Source organism: Arcticibacterium sp. GJ41-1 (assembly GCF_055808875.1).
In genome coordinates this window covers 717110-735193 of sequence record NZ_CM147888.1, presented here as the reverse complement: position 1 = coordinate 735193, position 18084 = coordinate 717110, and the positions used below count along the sequence as shown (strand labels likewise).

At 37.6% G+C, this 18084-nt stretch carries 19 protein-coding genes; 6 read left to right on the top strand and 13 right to left on the bottom strand.

What is annotated here, in order from left to right:
• Window positions 1-35 precede the first annotated feature (35 nt).
• Window positions 36-776: a ribonuclease III gene (gene rnc, locus AC0L6O_RS03055; protein WP_473306236.1), complete on the top strand. Its 741-nt coding sequence runs from the start codon at window positions 36-38 to the stop codon at window positions 774-776.
• On the opposite strand, the gene AC0L6O_RS03050 is transcribed toward rnc, so the two are convergent.
• The 3 genes from AC0L6O_RS03050 to AC0L6O_RS03040 form a co-directional block, all read right to left on the bottom strand.
• Complete coding sequence (locus tag AC0L6O_RS03050; RefSeq protein ID WP_473306234.1) at window positions 773-1345, bottom strand: precorrin-2 dehydrogenase/sirohydrochlorin ferrochelatase family protein; 573 nt, start codon at window positions 1343-1345, stop codon at window positions 773-775. The genes rnc and AC0L6O_RS03050 overlap by 4 nt on opposite strands.
• A 63-nt stretch (window positions 1346-1408) precedes the next feature.
• Complete coding sequence (locus AC0L6O_RS03045) at window positions 1409-3529, bottom strand: peptidylprolyl isomerase (protein ID WP_473306232.1); 2121 nt, start codon at window positions 3527-3529, stop codon at window positions 1409-1411.
• A 131-nt stretch (window positions 3530-3660) separates the two neighbouring features.
• Window positions 3661-4665 (bottom strand): SMP-30/gluconolactonase/LRE family protein, encoded by a 1005-nt coding sequence (locus tag AC0L6O_RS03040; RefSeq protein WP_473306231.1) that lies wholly within the window; start codon window positions 4663-4665, stop codon window positions 3661-3663.
• Between the two features lie 113 nt (window positions 4666-4778).
• Here AC0L6O_RS03040 and AC0L6O_RS03035 point away from each other — a divergent pair, with 113 nt between their 5' ends.
• The gene (locus tag AC0L6O_RS03035; RefSeq protein WP_473306229.1) at window positions 4779-5435 is read left to right on the top strand and encodes an AlbA family DNA-binding domain-containing protein; all 657 of its coding nucleotides are present in this window, start codon (window positions 4779-4781) and stop codon (window positions 5433-5435) included.
• Here the strand turns inward: AC0L6O_RS03035 and AC0L6O_RS03030 are convergent.
• The 8 genes from AC0L6O_RS03030 to AC0L6O_RS02995 all read right to left on the bottom strand — a co-directional run bounded on the left by AC0L6O_RS03030 (window position 5432) and on the right by AC0L6O_RS02995 (window position 13766).
• Window positions 5432-6706 (bottom strand): M16 family metallopeptidase, encoded by a 1275-nt coding sequence (locus AC0L6O_RS03030; protein WP_473306228.1) that lies wholly within the window; start codon window positions 6704-6706, stop codon window positions 5432-5434. The genes AC0L6O_RS03035 and AC0L6O_RS03030 overlap by 4 nt on opposite strands.
• Before the next feature lie 95 nt (window positions 6707-6801).
• Window positions 6802-6999, bottom strand: coding sequence for a hypothetical protein (locus AC0L6O_RS03025; RefSeq protein ID WP_341228053.1), 198 nt, complete (start codon window positions 6997-6999; stop codon window positions 6802-6804).
• Between the two features lie 157 nt (window positions 7000-7156).
• Window positions 7157-7654 carry a GtrA family protein gene (locus AC0L6O_RS03020; protein WP_473306227.1) on the bottom strand — a complete coding sequence of 166 codons (498 nt, stop codon included), beginning with the start codon at window positions 7652-7654 and terminating at the stop codon, window positions 7157-7159.
• A 10-nt stretch (window positions 7655-7664) separates the two neighbouring features.
• Window positions 7665-9044: an NADH-quinone oxidoreductase subunit N gene (locus AC0L6O_RS03015; protein ID WP_473306225.1), complete on the bottom strand. Its 1380-nt coding sequence runs from the start codon at window positions 9042-9044 to the stop codon at window positions 7665-7667.
• Between the two features lie 13 nt (window positions 9045-9057).
• Complete coding sequence (locus tag AC0L6O_RS03010) at window positions 9058-10509, bottom strand: complex I subunit 4 family protein (protein ID WP_473306224.1); 1452 nt, start codon at window positions 10507-10509, stop codon at window positions 9058-9060.
• Entirely contained in the window at window positions 10510-12462 is a 1953-nt protein-coding gene (nuoL, locus tag AC0L6O_RS03005) for an NADH-quinone oxidoreductase subunit L (protein WP_473306222.1), read from the bottom strand.
• 27 nt (window positions 12463-12489) lie between these two features.
• Window positions 12490-12831 (bottom strand): NADH-quinone oxidoreductase subunit NuoK, encoded by a 342-nt coding sequence (gene nuoK / locus AC0L6O_RS03000; protein WP_341228058.1) that lies wholly within the window; start codon window positions 12829-12831, stop codon window positions 12490-12492.
• A gap of 110 nt (window positions 12832-12941) precedes the next feature.
• Complete coding sequence (locus AC0L6O_RS02995) at window positions 12942-13766, bottom strand: exonuclease domain-containing protein (RefSeq protein ID WP_473306221.1); 825 nt, start codon at window positions 13764-13766, stop codon at window positions 12942-12944.
• 101 nt (window positions 13767-13867) lie between these two features.
• Here AC0L6O_RS02995 and AC0L6O_RS02990 point away from each other — a divergent pair, with 101 nt between their 5' ends.
• The 4 genes from AC0L6O_RS02990 (at window position 13868) to AC0L6O_RS02975 (ending at window position 16400) form a co-directional block, all read left to right on the top strand.
• Window positions 13868-14926 carry a PA0069 family radical SAM protein gene (locus AC0L6O_RS02990; protein ID WP_473306219.1) on the top strand — a complete coding sequence of 353 codons (1059 nt, stop codon included), beginning with the start codon at window positions 13868-13870 and terminating at the stop codon, window positions 14924-14926.
• A 162-nt stretch (window positions 14927-15088) separates the two neighbouring features.
• Window positions 15089-15340 carry a DUF6364 family protein gene (locus tag AC0L6O_RS02985; RefSeq protein WP_473306217.1) on the top strand — a complete coding sequence of 84 codons (252 nt, stop codon included), beginning with the start codon at window positions 15089-15091 and terminating at the stop codon, window positions 15338-15340.
• Window positions 15341-15361: 21 nt separating this feature from the next.
• Window positions 15362-15772 carry a type II toxin-antitoxin system VapC family toxin gene (locus tag AC0L6O_RS02980; protein WP_473306215.1) on the top strand — a complete coding sequence of 137 codons (411 nt, stop codon included), beginning with the start codon at window positions 15362-15364 and terminating at the stop codon, window positions 15770-15772.
• Between the two features lie 127 nt (window positions 15773-15899).
• Entirely contained in the window at window positions 15900-16400 is a 501-nt protein-coding gene (locus AC0L6O_RS02975; RefSeq protein ID WP_473306214.1) for a hypothetical protein, read from the top strand.
• Window positions 16401-16412: 12 nt separating this feature from the next.
• Here AC0L6O_RS02975 and AC0L6O_RS02970 read toward each other — a convergent pair whose 3' ends face one another.
• On the bottom strand, window positions 16413-16811 hold the full coding sequence (locus AC0L6O_RS02970; RefSeq protein WP_473306212.1) for a hypothetical protein: 399 nt from the start codon (window positions 16809-16811) through the stop codon (window positions 16413-16415).
• A 158-nt stretch (window positions 16812-16969) separates the two neighbouring features.
• A complete protein-coding gene (locus AC0L6O_RS02965) occupies window positions 16970-17245 on the bottom strand; it encodes a hypothetical protein (RefSeq protein WP_473306211.1) in 276 nt (91 codons plus the stop codon).
• Window positions 17246-18084 lie beyond the last annotated feature (839 nt).

Below are 18084 nucleotides of genomic sequence, written 5' to 3'. Positions count from 1 at the left end.
CCCTAAAATAATAAATCAGGAGGGCTAAAAACTTAATGGCAGTAACAGAGACTATACTAGATTATTTCAAAACAGACGTTAAAGTCAGGGAATTTAGAAAAGCAGTAGAACGCATTATTGGCGAGAAACCAAAAAATGCTTCATTGTACCATCTAGCCTTTAGACATACCTCAGCTTCTAAGAACTCTTCTATAAAAGGCTTTAAAGAGTCTAATGAGCGTTTAGAATACCTTGGAGACTCTGTTTTGGGTATGATTATAGCCGAATATTTATTTAAAAAGTACCCATTAAAAGATGAAGGCTTTTTAACAGAAATCAGGTCTAGAATAGTCAATAGAGAATCGCTTAACCAAGTAGCTAGAAAAATAGGCCTAGACGACCTCATAACGTTTGACGGGAATAGAGTAACACATGCCAGAACCTCTATGTATGGTGATGCCATGGAAGCTCTCATAGGAGCCGTTTATTTAGACAAAGGATTTAGGTTTACCAAACGTTTTATTGTCAAAAACCTTTTGGCTAACTATTATGACCTGGATGAGGTTATAAAAAACAACGCTAACTATAAAAGCATACTCCTTACTTGGTCTCAATCACTAGGAAAAAATGTGGAGTTCGCCATTATCAAAGAAAATGGTCAACATCACAGCAAGGAGTTTGTAGCCCAAATAAAAGTGGACGACGAAGTAGTAAGCGAAGGAAGAGGTTGGAACAAAAAGAAAGCGGAACAAGACGCCGCAAGAAAAGCCACAGAAGCCCTTCAAATTAACGACTAATCGTTTTTCTTCATCACGTTAGTGATTTCATTAAGCTTCTCTACTTTGTACTCAAAATCGCCTTTTAGACGGTTTCTTAACTCTTGTAGATTATCCAATGTTTCTTGTAAAGAATCAGGCAAAACCTGCTCTAATATCTCTCTAAATCTCTTTGCAAAAGTCGGTGATTTCCCATTTGTAGAAATAGCAACTTTCAAATCTCCTTTTTTCACCACAGAACCTAGGTAAAAGTCACATAAAGCGGGCTTATCCGCCACATTGACAAGAATGTTATGCTCACGACAGTCTCGCTGTACTTGCTCGCTTACGGCCATTATACCGGTTCCTACTATTACCAAATTTTTACCTACTAAGTGTTCGGCCTTATAAGCTTCTAAAACTAGCTTAATTTTATAAGAAGCTGCTAGGGCTCTTATCTCCTCAGAAATTTCAGGAGCTACCATGGTAATATTAGTCTCAGGCGAATTTTTGAGTACGGCCTCTAATTTCTCAAGCCCAACATAACCACCTCCTACTATCAGAAGGTTCATTTGCTCTAATTTCAAGAAAACCGGAAATAAATTATTCATACAGTAAAGGTCATAAAAAAAGGGATACCGCTGGTATCCCTTTTCTCTATTCGAAAATATTTTTTAGAACATTTTAGCTCTTCTATCTACTATTTCAGCAGCCTCTCTCACTGCTTGATCTGCAGCAGAAGCCGAGCCATAAACACCTACACGCTGCTTAATGTCTTCTTTGTATTTGCTATAATCTGCAAGCTCAGGAGCCATCGTTTCTGCAGTTTTCTTCATAACGAAAACTCCATTTTGACCTATGAAAGGCTTGCTTGTTGTATTCACTTTTAAACCAAATGCCTTCCCGATTGCTACAGCATCAATTCCTGCACTGTTAAGCATTCCTGTAGCGATATTGATATCTTCTACTGTTTCTATCAAAGCACCAGCTCCGTAAGATTTAGCAGCTGCTCCAAAATCAGACACATCACCTAGTTTAGCAATGATTTTCTCAGCTTTAAGCTTATTCTTCACTTTAGCTTCAATCTGAGTTTTAAAGTCAGATGCTTTAGGGCTTTCTTTATCTGTAGCGTCGGTAAGGGCTGCAATCAAGTACGTATCTCCTACTATGAAAACTCTATCTGCCACATCACCTACAGAAACATCATTTCCGTAAGCCCATAAAACTACCTCTCTAGCATCTTGAACACTGTTAAAAGACCTAGCACCTGCAGCCACTCTCTGAGCAGATAATAAAACTAAATTCTCATTCTCCGCTACTTTCGCTTTCATGTCTTCCGCAGAAGAAATATCAGCTCTCAAGCTTTCTGCTTCCTGGTAGCTATCGTTCAATGTAATTTCAGAAGGTTCCAAAATTTTAGTGATAGTAGCTAAGTTATACTTAATGTTAGATTTAGGTTCAGTTACTTTAACTATATGGTATCCAAAATCCGTTTCTACCAAGTTTGGTAACAAACCAGCACCTCTAAATCCAAAAACAGCATTTTCAAAAGCAGGAATCATTCTACCATCATTGCTGAAGTACCCTAAATCTCCACCTTGCTGAGCAGTTCCGTCAGAACCATTAATTCTAGCTAAAGTTTCAAAGCTAGCTCCACCTTTAATTTGATTTAAGATATCTTGAGCTTTTACTTTCGCAACCGCTTTTGCAGTTTCGTCTGCACCCTGCGTATTGATTAATATGTGAGAAGCACGTAATGTGCTAACAGTATCAGTCTCTGTACCCATGTATTTGTAGATGCTGTAGTTCTGACCATCTTTAATTGGACCAACCATTCCACCTACAATCGTATTAGCTACAGCAGCTTTTACTTCTGCAGAAAGTTCACCAGCACTGTATGAGCTAGGGCTACGCACATCTGAATTAGCTGAAGCATAAGCTACTGGATTTTCAGCAGCAGCCATTCCACGAGCTAAGTCGTTAATTTCTTGAAGCAAAGCAGTAGAGTCTTCACCTGAAGGTAAAACTTGATAAACTACATAATCAAAAGAACGGCTATCAAAACCATTATACTCGCTTTTGTGTTTGCTGTAATAGCTTTCTATTTCGCTATTCGTAACCTTTACTGTAGTGTCATTAACACTATAGAATGGTACATATAGATATTCGGCTGAAATTTTATTATTCTGCGTAGTATACTCCTTCTTCGCTTCTGCTGTAGTAATGTAGTCACCTACACTTACCAAGTTTTGATATTTCTCACTCTTACGAATTTGAATCAAGTTAGACTTGAAGCTATCCCAGATATACTGCTGTTCTGCTGGCAAAGTTTTGTTTGCAGCAGCATTGATAAACTCTCTGTGCTGAGCTTCATTGAAAACACCAGTATTAGGGTCTGTAAATTGTTGACGAATAAATGGGTGCAAGTTTTTAGTTCCTTGTACCATTTCTCTTAATTCATCTGGCGTTACGTCAATTCCTAATTCTTCGTATTCTGGTTGAAAAGCATTGTCTTGCACTAATTGCTCCCAAACTTGCTCTCTAATATTTGCTAAATCAGCTTCCGTGGCCGATCTTCCAGTTGAAAGTTCTTGTTGTTGACGCTGAACATCTACCAGCTTTACAAACTGCTGGTAATCGACATCTACACCGTTTATCTCACCTACATTCTCCTGGCCACTGCTGCCAAGGGAACCGCTAGAAAAATAATCACCGATAATAAAGGCGAACAATGCTAAAGCCAAAATCCCTATAGTAAGGACAGAGTTTTCTCTAATTCTACTAATTAATGCCATTCTAAATTTTTATATAAAATTTGTTCGTTTGCATAGCTGTGCTAAAAAACGAGCCGCAAAAATATATAGATTCCTATTGATTATCAAAGAAATCTAATTCTCATATGCTAAATACCTTGTTAAAGTTTTTCTTAAAAGCCTTTACCAACGGTTTTTGTCTGAATTTTACATAAATACATGTCTGCAGTAATATAAAGAACAGAGCCATCGCCTCCCCAGGCACAGTTTGCGGTAGCCGCATCAATTTCTATTCGTCCCAATAATTCACCCTGTGGACTTAGGACCAATATACCTCCAGGTCCTGTGGTGAATATGTTTCCGTCCTTATCAGTTTTCAAGCCATCTGGCAAGCCTTTGTAGCCCGCTTTTACCATAGGCGTGGCATCATAAAGCAAATTCTCCTTCCCTAAGCTACCGTCTTCCTTTATTTCATAGGAAAGAATGTATGCCTTCTCTGGGTCAGACTGTGCCACATAAAGTGTTTTTTCATCAGGAGAAAGAGCTACGCCATTAGGTCTACTAAGATTTGCTATCGCCAATTCAGTCTTGCCAGAAACATCAACCTTGTAAACACCAAACAAGTCAATCTCTCTTGAAGTAGCATTTTCTCTATTTGGCAAGCCATAAGGTGGGTCTGTGAAATAATAAGTACCATTAGCTGCTTGAACTAAATCATTAGGGCTGTTAAACCTCTTTCCTTCCCAGTTATCTGATACTGGAAATTTTCCTCCACCACCATTCATTGGCATTCTGGTCACGCGTCTGTCGCCATGTTCGCAGGCTACCAACTCACCATCATTATTAATTATAAGACCATTGCTGCCTGGCTCCAAGCTGTATGGATGTTTTCCTGTATAACCAGACGGGTTTAGAAAAACACTTAGGCCTTCGCCTGCTTTATATTTGTAAATAGTATTTTCTGGAACATCGGAAAACAGTAAGCACGCTTCTTTTTTGTCCCAAACAGGGCCTTCCGCCCAAGTAAAACCGTCCGCTAATATTTCCACCTTAGCATTGACATCTATTAATTCATCAAACTTGGGATTTTCACTTATCAACTTACTAATTGATTTCTGCTGAGCGTTAATACTTAAAAATGTCATCATGATTATTGTAAGGGTTTTTATTAATTCCATTCATTCAATGATTTAGGTTGTTATCTCAAAAATATAAAACCCTATTAAACAATTGGCATTTTGTTTTGATTTAAACAGCCCTTAATTTTATCCATCCCCAACACTATCAACAAATGGAACTTGCATATAAAGGAAAGAGCATAAAGGGAAGAAACTTGACTAACTTGAAAAAGCTGGCTAGTCAAGGTGAGGGATTGCGTCTGGAATTTAAATTCAAAGCCAAGTATCCTGAAAAAATCATTCGAGAAATGGTGGCCTTTGCCAATACCAAGGGAGGTCAACTTTTAGTGGGCGTTGATGACGATGGCACTCTTAACGGATTAAAATTTGCAGATGAAGAGGAATATGTACTCGTCAGAGAAATAGAAAGAGCTATTACGCCTGAATTAGACTATAGCATAGAACGTGTTCGCTTACTAAACGAGAGTGAAATCTTAATTTTCCATATTCCTGAAAGTGAGAACAAACCTCACAAAGCCGCCGACAAGGTTTTTGTGCGTCATAAAGACCGTACTATTCAGGCCAGTAAAGAAATAAGAGAAATATTAAGGGGTTTAAAAAAAGGCAAAAGCCTTCGTTTTAACTATGGCGACAAAGAAAGTAAGTTGATGGCCTACCTAACAGAGCACCCTACAATAACGCTAGACACTTTTGCAGAACTTTGTGCTATTCCGAAAAAACAAGCTTCCAGAACCTTAGTTTTGATGGTTTTAACTAATGTATTACGTTATGAAGCCCGGGAAGATGGCGACCGCTTTATGCCTATTTAGATTTTTTCGCCCACTACTACTTCACTCAAAGCTTCCATACTAAGATGCTTATTAGCCACCTCTGAAACTTGTGCTGTGGTTACACTATTTATTCTATCAATAAATGAATCGTAATAATCTGAAGGCAATTCCGACAGAATTATGTTCTTGTGCTTATCCATAAGTTCAAAGGCAGTGGTGATAGAACCTGCAAAACTTCCGGACATATAGTTTTTTACAGTTTCTAGCTCGTTTTGACTTACCTCTTCGTTTCTAAGCAAGTTTATTTCCTTTTCTATCTCCTTTAGCGTGTCTTCAGTGTTTTCTTTAACCACATCAGAACCTATCATCATATAGCCAAAACCTCTTAGCGGATTTATAGAAGAAGAAATACCATAAGTAAATCCTTTATCTTCTCTAATGTTAGTCATCAGCCTGCTCCCAAAATATCCTCCAAAAACAGTATTAGTTACCGCCATTGGGAAAAAGTCAGGATGCAGTCTGTCAAAAAGCGGCTTGCCCAGTCTTATGGTAGACTGCATTTTATTTTCTAGGGTTACCAGTTTTTTTGAAGGTGTAAATATCTCAAAAGGAATATCCAATCTGTTTTGAGCCAAATAACTTTCCTTACCAAAAGAATTATTTAAAAGCTGCTTCTCTCTTTCTTTAACATTTCCTGAGGCAAATATCCTAAAGTTTTTCCCTTGAACGTTTGATTCGTAGAAGTTTACTAAGTCTTCTCTAGTAATCGTTTCAAAATCTTCCCCATTTAAAACGCTACCGTATGGATTAACGGAGCCAAACATTGCCCTCTTAAATTCTCTATTAGCTAAATAGGAAGATTTCTCCATATTTAACTTCATGTTTTGAAGAGATATTTTTCGCTGAAGCTCTAATTCATCTTCAGGAAAGACACTATTCTCTAACATATCTTTTATGATAGCTAGGTATTTGTCAAGATATTTTGGTAAGCCATAAAGCACTATGTAAAGTCGCTCTATTCTAGAACTAACTTCTATAAAACCACCATACTGGTCAAAACCCGCCATTATTTCAGAACCAGTTCTAGTTTTTGTTCCTCCTAAAAGCAGTTTTGAAAACAAAGCAGAAATACCTCGCTTCTTTTCAAAGGCAGAACCCGCTTCAAAAACTAATTCCAGCTTAATCACGTCTTGCGAAGCAAAGCCTACCGTGTAAAGTGGGATTTCGTTTTGAAAAATATCTTTCTCAGCCTCCGCAAGCTTTACAGATTCGACCGATTTAAAAGCTGGAGCCTGACTTCTTTCTAGCATTCTATTCCTTTTTTCTGCAAATATATAACCCTAAAACAACAAAAACCTTCTCATTTTGAAATGAGAAGGTTTTAATATATTGACTAGTGATGAGATTACTCAGCAACTGCTTCTTCAACAGCCTCAGTAGCATCTTCCATAGTAGCTCCAACTGAATCAACAACTGACTCAGCAGCATCCATAGTAGCATCAGCAGCATCGTCAACCGCTTCAGTAGCAGTTTCCATAGCGTCAGAAGCTGACTCAGAAGCAGAAGAACAAGCAGTAAAAGAAGCCATTCCGGCTAATAACATAACAGCGATTAATTTTTTCATCGGTATTGATTTGTTTAACGTTTATATAAAATGAAATCAAATTTAAGAACTTTTTAAGTTCTCAAGCACAAACCCACCACTTTTCTTTAAAAAAAACTTAAAATCAGAAAGAAGTTTAAATAAAACTTAGAAAAATTTAATTTCGATCTGCTCTAATCATCCTATAGAGCCCTGTGGTACGGAAGGTAAAAAACTTGTGCCCGAAGAAGTTTGCCAGAAAGCTACAGGCCATTCCAGCTAAGTGAGAAGCTTTCTCTCTCCAAAGAAGACTATAGTCTCCAAAGTAAGGATTGACAATGAATTTCAAGGTCCCTAAAGTCACTAACTCTTGTACAATAAGGGCCAAGGAAGCTATAATGAAGAATTTTACCCACTCTCTTTTAGAGTTGCCAGATTCCTTGGCTGAGAAAGCAAATATTTTGGCTGGTATAAATGTAGCGGCCGTAGAAATCATATAGGCCCAAAAGACACTCCACGCTAATGCAGCATCATGATTCATTCCAAAATCTAAAAACCAAACTTTAAGTGGAATCTGAGACAGGAAATTAACAGAGGCACCAAAAACACCTGTTAAAAAAAAGTTGATGAAACTCTTATGTTTCTTTAAATCTATATTCTTAAGTAATTCAGTCAATCAGTTTTCTTTAGAAGATGGAACGAAGTAAGTTTGGAAATATTCCTAAAATTATCGTTCCACAAGTGGTTATCACCAAAATAAGCTTTACAAGAGGCGAAAGCGATACAGTTTCTACGCCATCTGTTTTCTTCATGCTTAAAATTATAGGCTTGAAATAATAATACACCGCCACTGCCGACATCAACACGGCTATTACTATTAAAATAAAGTTACCAGAGGCTGCAGCATCACTAAACACAAAGAACTTACCCCAAAAGCCTGCCGTTAGCGGAATACCTGCAAGCGATAATAAAGCCACCGACAACACCGCGGCTAAGAAGCCATTGTTTTTTACCAAACCTTCAAACAAATCAATCTGCTCGTAAGGTCTGCCTTTTTCAATTCTGTGCTTTGAAACTTTCATTAAAACACCAAATGCCGTAATAGTAGCTAATGAATAGGCCACTGAATAAAACATGATGGTGCCCAATGCACCTTCATTATCTCCGACTAAAGCCAAAAGCATAAAACCTGCATGCGATACACTTGAATAAGCCATTAGCCTTTTAAAACTCTTTTGCGTCACCGCAAAAACATTCCCTATAATTAAAGAGGCTCCTACCATGATAACTATCATTGGTGTCCAGAACTCTGTAATTTGTGAGAAAGAGGACCATAATACCTTAAAAATCGCTACAAAACCCGCTGTTTTAACCACCGTAGCCATATAGGCCGTAAAGATGGTAGGTGCTCCTTCATATACGTCTGGCGACCAAAAATGAAATGGTGCTGCAGATACCTTAAAGGTCAAACCAATTAATATCAATGTACAGCCAATCCAAAGGAAAGGCATAGAAGCGTCATTCATAGCTGAAGAGGCATGAATGTTAAAACTTCCGACAGCACCATAAAACATGGCAATTCCGAACAATAGTATACCCGTAGCAAAAGCTCCCATTAAGAAGTACTTAATGGCTGCTTCATTTCCTCTAAGGTTTCTCTTGTCGGCTCCTGTTAACACATAAAGGCCAATAGAAAGAATCTCGATTCCAAGGAACAGCATTATAAGATTTTCAAATGAAACCATCATCAAAGCCCCTACTAAGGACAGCTGAACCAAAGCAAAGTACTCCGCGGGTTGTGCAAACTCAAAATCATTAAAACCTTCAGAAAGACATAAAATAAGAATGGCCGAAACTAAAATAATGGCACCAAAAACAATGGTTTCATTATTTATAGATAGCATCTCATTGAAATATAAACCTGGAGCATTCCAATCAACAAACGAAACGCCTAAGGCGATTACCAAAAAGAGTATTGAGATTGGGAAAACTAGTTTTTTATTATCTAGAAAACCTAAGAACAGGGTCAATAGACCAGTAATAGAAAGAGCGATTATTGGATACATGTTCTTTTAATCTTTAAAATTTAGCCATATAGTCTAGAAGCTGCTGAGAAGCTGGTTCTGAAATTTCCAGTATACAGTTAGGAAAAACTCCCATTAATATAACCAGGGCTGAAATCACACATAATACAATGGTTTCTGAACCTGAAATATCTTCAATCACTACATCTGTATTTTGCTTTTCGCCAAACATCGTTTTTTGAAAAAGTCTTAATAAGTATACAGCACCTAAAATGATGCTTATCCCTGAAATGATACCCAATAGCTTGCCGTGGTCAAAAACACCTTTGAGCATTAAAAACTCACCGACAAAACCGTTTGTCAATGGCAAAGCCACACTACCCAAAAGGATAATCATAAAAGTTACACTTAACCATGGTGCGTCTTGTGAAAGACCTCCGAGTGAAGATAAACTTCGGCTACCTGTTCTTTCTGAAATGATTTTCACCACAAAGAATAAACCTACAGCATTAAGACCATGAGCTAACATTTGGAAAACCGCACCTTGTGTTCCCTCCAAAGTTCCACTAAAAATAGCGGCTGCCATTAAACCCATGTGTGCAAATGAAGAGTAAGCTATCAACCTTTTTAAGTTGTCTTGCTTCACCGCTATAATAGAACCATATATCAAACCAACTACTCCGAGCACCATTACCATGTAGCCCATTTCTTTGGCTCCTAAAGGTGACATTGGAAGTGCAATTCTTATCAAACCATAAACACCCATTTTTGAAAGCAAACCTGCCAAGAGCATAGTAGCCGGAGTAGATGACTCTGAATAAGCATCTGCCTGCCATGTATGTAATGGAAAAATTGGCATTTTAATAGCAAAAGCTAACATGAAAAGACAAAACAGGGTGGTTTGTACCCCTGCTGGAATAAAAGCCATAGACGATTTTAAGGCTTCCATGTCTGCTGTTTGACCTTTGGAATACAAATAGACCAAACCTACCAACATTAACAAACTACCAAAAATGGTATACGCCAGCATTTTGAAGGTAGCTTTTGCGGCATCCGCCCGCCCCCAAATTAACCCTAAGAAGTAGACTGGGATTAAGGCAATTTCGAAAAAGAAATAAAACAGGAATAAGTCTCCTGCCATAAATACACCTACCAGAGCGGCCTCTGTCAATAGTATCAAAGCATAAAGTACATTGGCTTTTTCGTAAGCTACTTTGAACGTACTAAGAATAACCAGCGGCACCAGTACTGCACTAAGTCCTAATAAAAGAACACTAATACCGTCAATGGCGAACTTAAAAGATATACCGAAATCTGGCAGCCATTCTTTTTGAAAAAGAAGGTTTCCTGAAGTATTGAATTCTTTTAAAATAAAACCAAACACGACTAGCTCTAAAAGAGCTACTGCCAATGCCAGTTGTTTGCTTCTTAATTGATTTTGACCTCCCAAAGCAAAAACAATAAGTGCTCCGAAGATGGGAATCAATATGAGTGCTAGTATCAACATCTATTTGCTAGTTATCGCTTTAAAAATATCTGTGAAGTGTGCTAAAACGTCTTGTCCTAAATTAAGAATGAGGAGAAAGCCGATAGATAAACACATTATTAAAAGGTAAAAACCTGTAGTACCTGTTTGTACCTTAGTTCCTATTTTGCTCAATGAGCCAATTCCTGAAGTAATAAGATTGATAAAACCGTCAATTCCTTTCGGGTCAATAATATTACCAAAAAGCTTTGAAGACTTTTCAATTGGGTTTACAAAGACCTTGTCGTAGTTTTCGTCAAGGTAAAACTTGTTGTAAATGAACTTCTGAATGCCTGTAATCTCTGAATCTTCTTTTGGCACAAAACCTCTTTTGACATAAATGACATAAGCCAGTAGCAAAGCCGCAAGAGCCAATAGCACCGAAAAGCCCATCAGCATCCACTCTGTAGCGTGTGATAAATTAACCTCGCCAAAACCGTCAAAGGCTTCTCTAGAGTTAGCATATATTGGACTCAAAAAGTCTCCTAAGAAATGTGGCAAATGGAATATCTCAGGGAAGCCAATGAAACCTCCTACCATTGACAATACTGCAAGTACAATAAGTGGCAGCGTCATAGAACTTGGCGATTCATGTAAATGCTCTTCCTGCTCTTTAGTTCCTCTAAATTGACCTGTAAAGGTTAAGAAAAACAACCTGAACATGTAAAAAGCGGTCATGAAAGAACCCGCCATTGCGAGAGCCCACATGCCTTTATTGTGCTCAAAAACATGAGCTAAAATTTCGTCTTTTGAAAAGAAACCTGCGAAAGGAGGAATACCTGAAATGGCAATGGTTCCTATTAAGAAGGTAACGGCCGTAATTTTCGTTTTTGACCAAAGTCCTCCCATTTTTCTAATATCCTGCTCATCGCCCATGGCGTGAATCACACTACCTGCTCCTAAGAAAAGAAGAGCCTTGAAGAATGCATGCGTAATAACATGGAAAAAACCTGAGGAATAAGCCATCACACCTAAACCAATAAACATATAACCCAGCTGACTCACGGTAGAGTAAGCCAAAACCTTTTTGATGTCGTTTTGAAAAAGGGCTATTGCCGCCGCAACAAGTGCTGTCAAAGTACCTATCCAAGCTATAAACTCTAAGGTGTCTGGTGATAAAGTGTAAATCACGTTACTTCTTACCACCATGTAAATACCTGCCGTAACCATGGTAGCGGCGTGAATTAATGCCGAAACTGGTGTAGGACCCGCCATGGCATCTGGCAACCATGTAAAAAGTGGAATTTGAGCCGACTTACCCATGGCTCCTATAAACAGACAGAAGCTGATAAACATAAGTGGTAAAGAACCGGAAGGCATGCCTTTGGCTTGTTCAAAAACCGCTATATATTCTAAAGTTCCGAAATAATGGAAAATCAAAAAGACACCAATTAAGAAACCTAAGTCTCCTACCCTATTCATTATAAACGCTTTTCTGGCAGCATCTCCAAAGTCTGAACGCTTATTCCAGAAACCTATCAAAAGGTATGAACAAAGTCCTACGCCTTCCCAACCAATAAACATGATGAGGTAATTAGCACCCATCACCAATATCAGCATAGAAAAAAGGAACAAGTTTAGGTAAGCGAAAAACTTACCAACACCTGCATCATGCTTCATATAACCAGCAGAATACAAATGAATTAAAGTACCCACCCCAGTAATAATGAAAAGCATTAAAATGCTCAACTGGTCAATTTGGAAAGCGAAAGAAACATTTATGTTTCCTACGGAAATCCAATCAAAAAGTGTTTCAACAATCGGTTGGCTAGTTTCCTTAAACTGTAGGTAAACGCCTATGGTAGCAAGAAATGAAAGAAAAGAAGCCCCAATACCTATAGGAGCTACCAAGTTCTTTGGCATTATCTTAAAACCCAGACCATTTATTAAAAAGCCTAATAAAGGAAATAGAGGGATTAAAGCAATCAGCGACATATATTCTATTCAGAAATTCAAACTAAATTAACCTCTCAATTTATCTAACAGGCCAATATCAATGGACCTAATGTTTCGATAAATCATGACAATGATGGCAAGTCCAACAGCCACCTCGGCCGCTGCAACTGCAATAATAAAAAAAACGAAAATCTGACCGTTCGGGTCAGACCTGTAAGACGAGAATGAGACTAAAAGTAGATTTACGGCATTAAGCATAAGCTCAATTGACATAAACATGATTAGGGCATTTCTCCTTATCAAAACGCCTACAATACCTATAACAAACAAAATACTAGCTAATAACACGTAGTTTGTAAGTGGTACTTGGGCTATTACATCGGGTATAGATGGTAGTTGGTTTTCCATTAATTTATTTTACTCAAAGAAAATCTCGGCAAAATTAGCCATTTTATCTCTTTGACTGAATTTAAAAGCGAAGAATTAAGACAACCTTCCAGTATTACAATTTTTTATTACTACGAGCCAAAAAGCCCTCCAGCCATACTAAGCTTTATTTCTGTAAGCTTCCTTTTGGTATCTAAAGGGAAGTCACTGTTCATCATCCAGTCATAGTAGCCTTTTTCTTTGGTGAAGACATCGGTTACCCTTTTCCCTTTGTGTTTTCCAAAATTGAAAACTATTACATCATTATCGTCATAGGCCAATCTGTTTGCAAAATCTACAATCTTACCTGAGGTAAAATCATGCAATGCCTGCACGTCGTTTTTGACTGGCTCTATTTCTTCACCTTTCTTGTTCGTGATTTTTACGCCTTCGTATTTTTCTACCTGAGCACATATCACTTCTAAAGTAGCAAGCGTATCAGCCTCAGCACTGTGAGCGTTTTCTAAAGTCTTACCCGTGTAAAATTTATAACCGGCTGCTAAGGTTCTTGGCTCCATTTGATGAAAAATACGCTGAGCATCTACAAATTTTCTATTTTTAAGGTCAAACAAATCTGAACCTACTCTTAAAAACTCCTCTACCAACATCGGAATATCAAACCTGTTGCTATTAAAACCTGCAAGGTCGCACCCCTGAAGAAACTGAGCCAAAGATTTGGCCATTTGCCTAAAAGTAGGTTCGTCTTTAACGTCTTCGTCATAAATGCCGTGAATCAAACTAGATTCAATAGGAATAGGCATTTCAGGATTTACACGTTTGGTTTTTACCTCCACCGTGCCATCTGGCATTGCTTTAGCCACAGAGAGCTCTACTATTCTATCTCTAGAAATGTTGGTTCCTGTAGTTTCTAAATCAAAAACAGCTAATGGTTTCTTAAGCTTTAAATTATGGGTCATATTTTGGTCTGCCAATGGTTGTAGCAAAGGTAAAGGTTTTCATTTGCAGATGTCAAAATGGCTTTAGTTTTATGGCTCAATTTTCAAAAAGGGTCTCATTTATGTCGGAAATTCCAAAAATTAAAGGTCGCGGTGCTCAGCTCAACAGTAATAATCGTTTTTTGGCAAACACTACGGTCTATAATGAGGACTTTGCTTATGGCGACGAAGAGAACTTCAGAACTAGGAAAACGAAATACCTCATTGAATACCCCAAAAAGGTGGTCAACAAAATTGATAGCCCTGATGTACCCAACGGAAAATCTGTCAATCCTTACCAAGGCTGCGAGCATGGCTGCATTTACTGCTACGCCAGAAACACGCATGAATATTATGGTTATTCGGCTGGCTTAGATTTTGAACAAAAGATTTTAGTCAAAAAGAATGCTCCCGAACTATTAGAGAAGGAACTCCAAAAGAAATCTTGGACGGCTACGCCAATTCTTTTTTCAGGAAATACGGATTGTTATCAACCTGCCGAAAAGAAATTTCAATTGACCAGGCAGATGCTAGAAATATGCCTCAAATACAGAAACCCTGTCGCCATCATTACTAAGAATGCTTTAATCTTGAGAGATATTGACATTTTACAGCAATTAGCAAAGCATCAATTATTGCACGTTATAGTTTCCCTTACCTCTTTAAATGAGGAATTAAGACGGGCTTTAGAGCCAAGAACGGTATCTGGCTTAAAAAGACTTCATATTATTAAAAAACTGTCTGAAAATGGAATCCCCGTTGGGGTCAACACAGCACCCATTATCCCGAGTTTAAACGACCATGAAATACCAGAACTCATCAAACAGGCTTCAGAAAATGGAGCATGCTGGGCTGGCTACACCATGGTGCGACTTAATGGCTCCATAGCCGAAATTTTCACCGACTGGATTTACAAAGCCTTTCCAAACAAAGCTGAAAAGGTGCTAAATCAAATAAAGGAATGCCATGTCGGAAATTTGAACGACAGCCAGTACGGAAGAAGAATGCGAGGCGAAGGAAAATATGCCGAGCATATCAAACAACTCCATAAAATAAGCCGCATGAAATATTTAGCAGGAAGAGGTTTCCCTGACTATAATTATGATGCTTTTATTCGGAATGGGCAGTTGGGGTTGTTTTAGGGAATAATTATCTAAACCATGATTTTTACGATTCTCATGATTACCTAGATTTTTGATTTAGGTAGAAGTTCGGGTCAGATTGAAAGTCTGTCAGTAGAAAGATACTGACCTTTTCGATTACGTACATATTTATTATATTTGTACGTACAAAAAAGAACTCGCATGGATGCCAAGCTAACACTAAAATTAGACGAAGAAGTAATAGCCCAAGCTAAGGAATATGCCAAAACCCAGAAAAAAAGCCTTTCTAGAATCATAGAAGCTTATCTCAAGGCTATCAGCAGCAGAGAAGAAGGTGGTGCCAACATAGAAATTTCACCCTTTGTGAAGAGTATGACTTCTGATAGCAAGATTCCTTCAGATTTAGATTACAAGAAAGAATATCAGGAGTACTTGATAGAAAAATATAAATAATTCGGAAGCAAACACAGCAAGATGAAAATATTTATAGATACCAATGTTATGCTAGACTTATTAGCGAAAAGAGCTCCTTTCTCAGAAGCGGCTGCCCAAATAGCCACTCTTGCAGACGCTCAAAAAGTGACTTTATATGTCTCCTCCTTATCATTTTCCACCGTAAACTACTTCCTTTCTAAAGATGTAGGGGGCAAAAGAGCTAAAACGCAGCTTACAAGGTTTAAGGTTATATCCGAAATCTGCTCACTTGATGAAACAATAATTGACAAAGGCCTCAGCTCTGACTTTTCAGACTTTGAAGATGCTTTACAATACTTTAGTGCATTGCGGGCGGATTGTGAAATGATAATTACTAGAAACGGAAAAGATTTCAAGGAATCTGCTATTCCTGTTTTGACACCTGATGAGTTTTTGAAAGGTTTTTTCTAATATAGGTCTATAGACCAATTAATTCACATTCTAGAAAATGCGGAATAGTAGCTTTTTATTAATCTTAGCTTTTTGTCTTTCGGACTGTAATAATCGAGAAACGATAGTTTACACACCGAAACAGAATATGAATTATTCTCTTCTTTTTAGGGAAGGTTACCGTGAAGCTCCAGATTTCGATTCACTCAAAACAGAAAAGAGGGGGGCGAACGGAATAATCTATCGAGGTATAAAAGAAGTTGAAAACATGACAATTACTTCATTTTTGACTCTCGAGAAGTTTGAAAATCAGGGTCTGATTGCATACTTTTCGAATGATACAATTGAAATTAATAAGTTTTTACAAGTAATTATTATTGACGATGAAATTGAGTCTCTTGAAATATTTTTCAAGAATAAAAAAGTACTACCTAAGGATAAGGTATTAGATATATTTGTCTACTACATTCCTGTAGAATCCCTCGGTTCAAATAGGATAAGCATTGTCAAAAATGGGAAAGCGGAAGACTACTTTTTTTGGGGAGTTGAATTTAAAGAAGTAGATAGTATGACTCTTATGAACAAGTATTACAATGAACAAGTAGTGAAAGATATGGGAATGAGTATAGACTCTCTTGAAATCCCATAACAAGATACTTTATCAGTACTCATATTCTAAAACCCAATTCAATTTACTTCCAAATGGAACATCAAACTTTTCATGAAACTTTTTCGTGATAACTATGACACTATTCTGCGGGTTTTCTCTTTCATAAAGAACATCAAACTCTTGACCAAATAATTTTTCTGCTCCCGAAGCAAAATAATTTATCATATGTGAATTTTTAATCTCTTTATCATTTACCCGATACTTGTAATCTACCCAAATATTCGAACCGTGATGAACAACGGAATAACTAAACACAATTCCTTTGGTTAGAGCTCTATCTTTTATAATTTTCCCTTCATTATCATTCTTTACATTTCCTTTATATAATGACCATATAATTAAAGTCGTAATTACGAGAGCAGTAAGAATCAAGTCTCTTTTTTTACTCATTTTATTTTCTCTTTTTAGAGAACACTTTCGTCAATCTATCCCAAAAAGATTCAGTTCTATTCCTCCTTAATCGTCCTACTGGGTAAAAACGGAGGTCAATCCTAAAATTGATTACTAAGCATGTAGCCAAAAACAAACTAAGAAAACAGCACCATAGACTATACCGGTAACCTCAAAACCTCCCTCTCCGTAAACTCAGCTGGCATCCACATGGTGTCACCGCCGCACATTTGAAGTTCCAAAACGCCATCCCAAACTAGTTTACCGTCTTTGACATAAGCACTTTTGAACTTCTCTGTCTCTAAAATAGCACGGTATGGATTACTTGGCTCAGGTACTGTTTTATTAAGAAAGTCTGCAAAGTCAAGCGTCATGACTTCGCCATTTGACAGCTTTAATTTTATGTTCGGATGATTGATTGACAATATTTCCATCTCTTTTTTCTTTTGGTTGACAAAACACGCTACTCTGGTAGAAGCTTTAATGAAACGTTTGTCATGATTTTGGCATTTTAAGGCCAAAATCTCGCCAAACAAATTATTTCTTCTTGTCTATTCTTTTCTACCTACGTTTCGCTCCTAAGGAGCTCCAAATTCTGCTTTATAAAAAAGATTATTCCTTTCTCTTTCCCTAACGAATAACATTTCGCTCCGCTGGAGCTTTTATATCTCCCTGTTTAAAAACCTTTTTCTACCGATGTTTCGCTCCTAAGGAGCTCCAAATTTTTCCTTCTTCTTTCCAAGCTATTAATATTTCCCTCCGCTGGAGCTTTTATATTTCCCTGTTTAAAAACCTTTTTCTACCGATGTTTCGCTCCTAAGGAGCTCCAAATTATTCCTTATTCTTTCCGAGCTATTAATATTTCGCTCCGCTGGAGCTTTTATATTTCCCTGTTTAAAAACCTTTTTCTACCGATGTTTCGCTCCTAAGGAGCTCCAAATTATTCCTTATTCTTTCCGAGCTATTAATATTTCGCTCCGCTGGAGCTTTTATTTCTCTCCTGTTTAAAAAACCTTTTCTACCGATGTTTCGCTCCTGAGGAGCTCCAAATTCTTCCTTCTTCTTTCCTAGCTATAAACATTTCGCTCCGCTGGAGCTTTTATATCTCCCTGTTTAAAAACCTTTTTCTACCGATGTTTCGCTCCTGAGGAGCTCCAAATTTTCCCTTCTTCTTTCCGAGCTATTAACATTTCGCTCCGCTGGAGCTTTTATATCTCCCTGTTTAAAAACCTTTTTCTACCGATGTTTCGCTCCTAAGGAGCTCCAAATTCTT

Bases quoted from the DNA above. Each gene is read 5' to 3' on its own strand.
- AC0L6O_RS03040 (WP_473306231.1), bottom strand. From the start codon at position 4,665: ATGGAATTAATAAAAACCCTTACAATAATCATGATGACATTTTTAAGT.
- AC0L6O_RS03050 (WP_473306234.1), bottom strand. From the start codon at position 1,345: ATGAATAATTTATTTCCGGTTTTCTTGAAATTAGAGCAAATGAACCTT.
- AC0L6O_RS02995 (WP_473306221.1), bottom strand. From the start codon at position 13,766: ATGACCCATAATTTAAAGCTTAAGAAACCATTAGCTGTTTTTGATTTA.
- AC0L6O_RS03035 (WP_473306229.1), top strand. From the start codon at position 4,779: ATGGAACTTGCATATAAAGGAAAGAGCATAAAGGGAAGAAACTTGACT.
- AC0L6O_RS03010 (WP_473306224.1), bottom strand. From the start codon at position 10,509: ATGTTGATACTAGCACTCATATTGATTCCCATCTTCGGAGCACTTATT.
- AC0L6O_RS02985 (WP_473306217.1), top strand. From the start codon at position 15,089: ATGGATGCCAAGCTAACACTAAAATTAGACGAAGAAGTAATAGCCCAA.
- AC0L6O_RS03025 (WP_341228053.1), bottom strand. From the start codon at position 6,999: ATGTTATTAGCCGGAATGGCTTCTTTTACTGCTTGTTCTTCTGCTTCT.
- nuoK (WP_341228058.1), bottom strand. From the start codon at position 12,831: ATGGAAAACCAACTACCATCTATACCCGATGTAATAGCCCAAGTACCA.
- AC0L6O_RS02990 (WP_473306219.1), top strand. From the start codon at position 13,868: ATGTCGGAAATTCCAAAAATTAAAGGTCGCGGTGCTCAGCTCAACAGT.
- AC0L6O_RS02965 (WP_473306211.1), bottom strand. From the start codon at position 17,245: ATGGAAATATTGTCAATCAATCATCCGAACATAAAATTAAAGCTGTCA.
- AC0L6O_RS03030 (WP_473306228.1), bottom strand. From the start codon at position 6,706: ATGCTAGAAAGAAGTCAGGCTCCAGCTTTTAAATCGGTCGAATCTGTA.
- AC0L6O_RS02975 (WP_473306214.1), top strand. From the start codon at position 15,900: ATGAATTATTCTCTTCTTTTTAGGGAAGGTTACCGTGAAGCTCCAGAT.
- AC0L6O_RS03045 (WP_473306232.1), bottom strand. From the start codon at position 3,529: ATGGCATTAATTAGTAGAATTAGAGAAAACTCTGTCCTTACTATAGGG.
- AC0L6O_RS02970 (WP_473306212.1), bottom strand. From the start codon at position 16,811: ATGAGTAAAAAAAGAGACTTGATTCTTACTGCTCTCGTAATTACGACT.
- AC0L6O_RS03015 (WP_473306225.1), bottom strand. From the start codon at position 9,044: ATGTATCCAATAATCGCTCTTTCTATTACTGGTCTATTGACCCTGTTC.
- AC0L6O_RS02980 (WP_473306215.1), top strand. From the start codon at position 15,362: ATGAAAATATTTATAGATACCAATGTTATGCTAGACTTATTAGCGAAA.
- rnc (WP_473306236.1), top strand. From the start codon at position 36: ATGGCAGTAACAGAGACTATACTAGATTATTTCAAAACAGACGTTAAA.
- nuoL (WP_473306222.1), bottom strand. From the start codon at position 12,462: ATGTCGCTGATTGCTTTAATCCCTCTATTTCCTTTATTAGGCTTTTTA.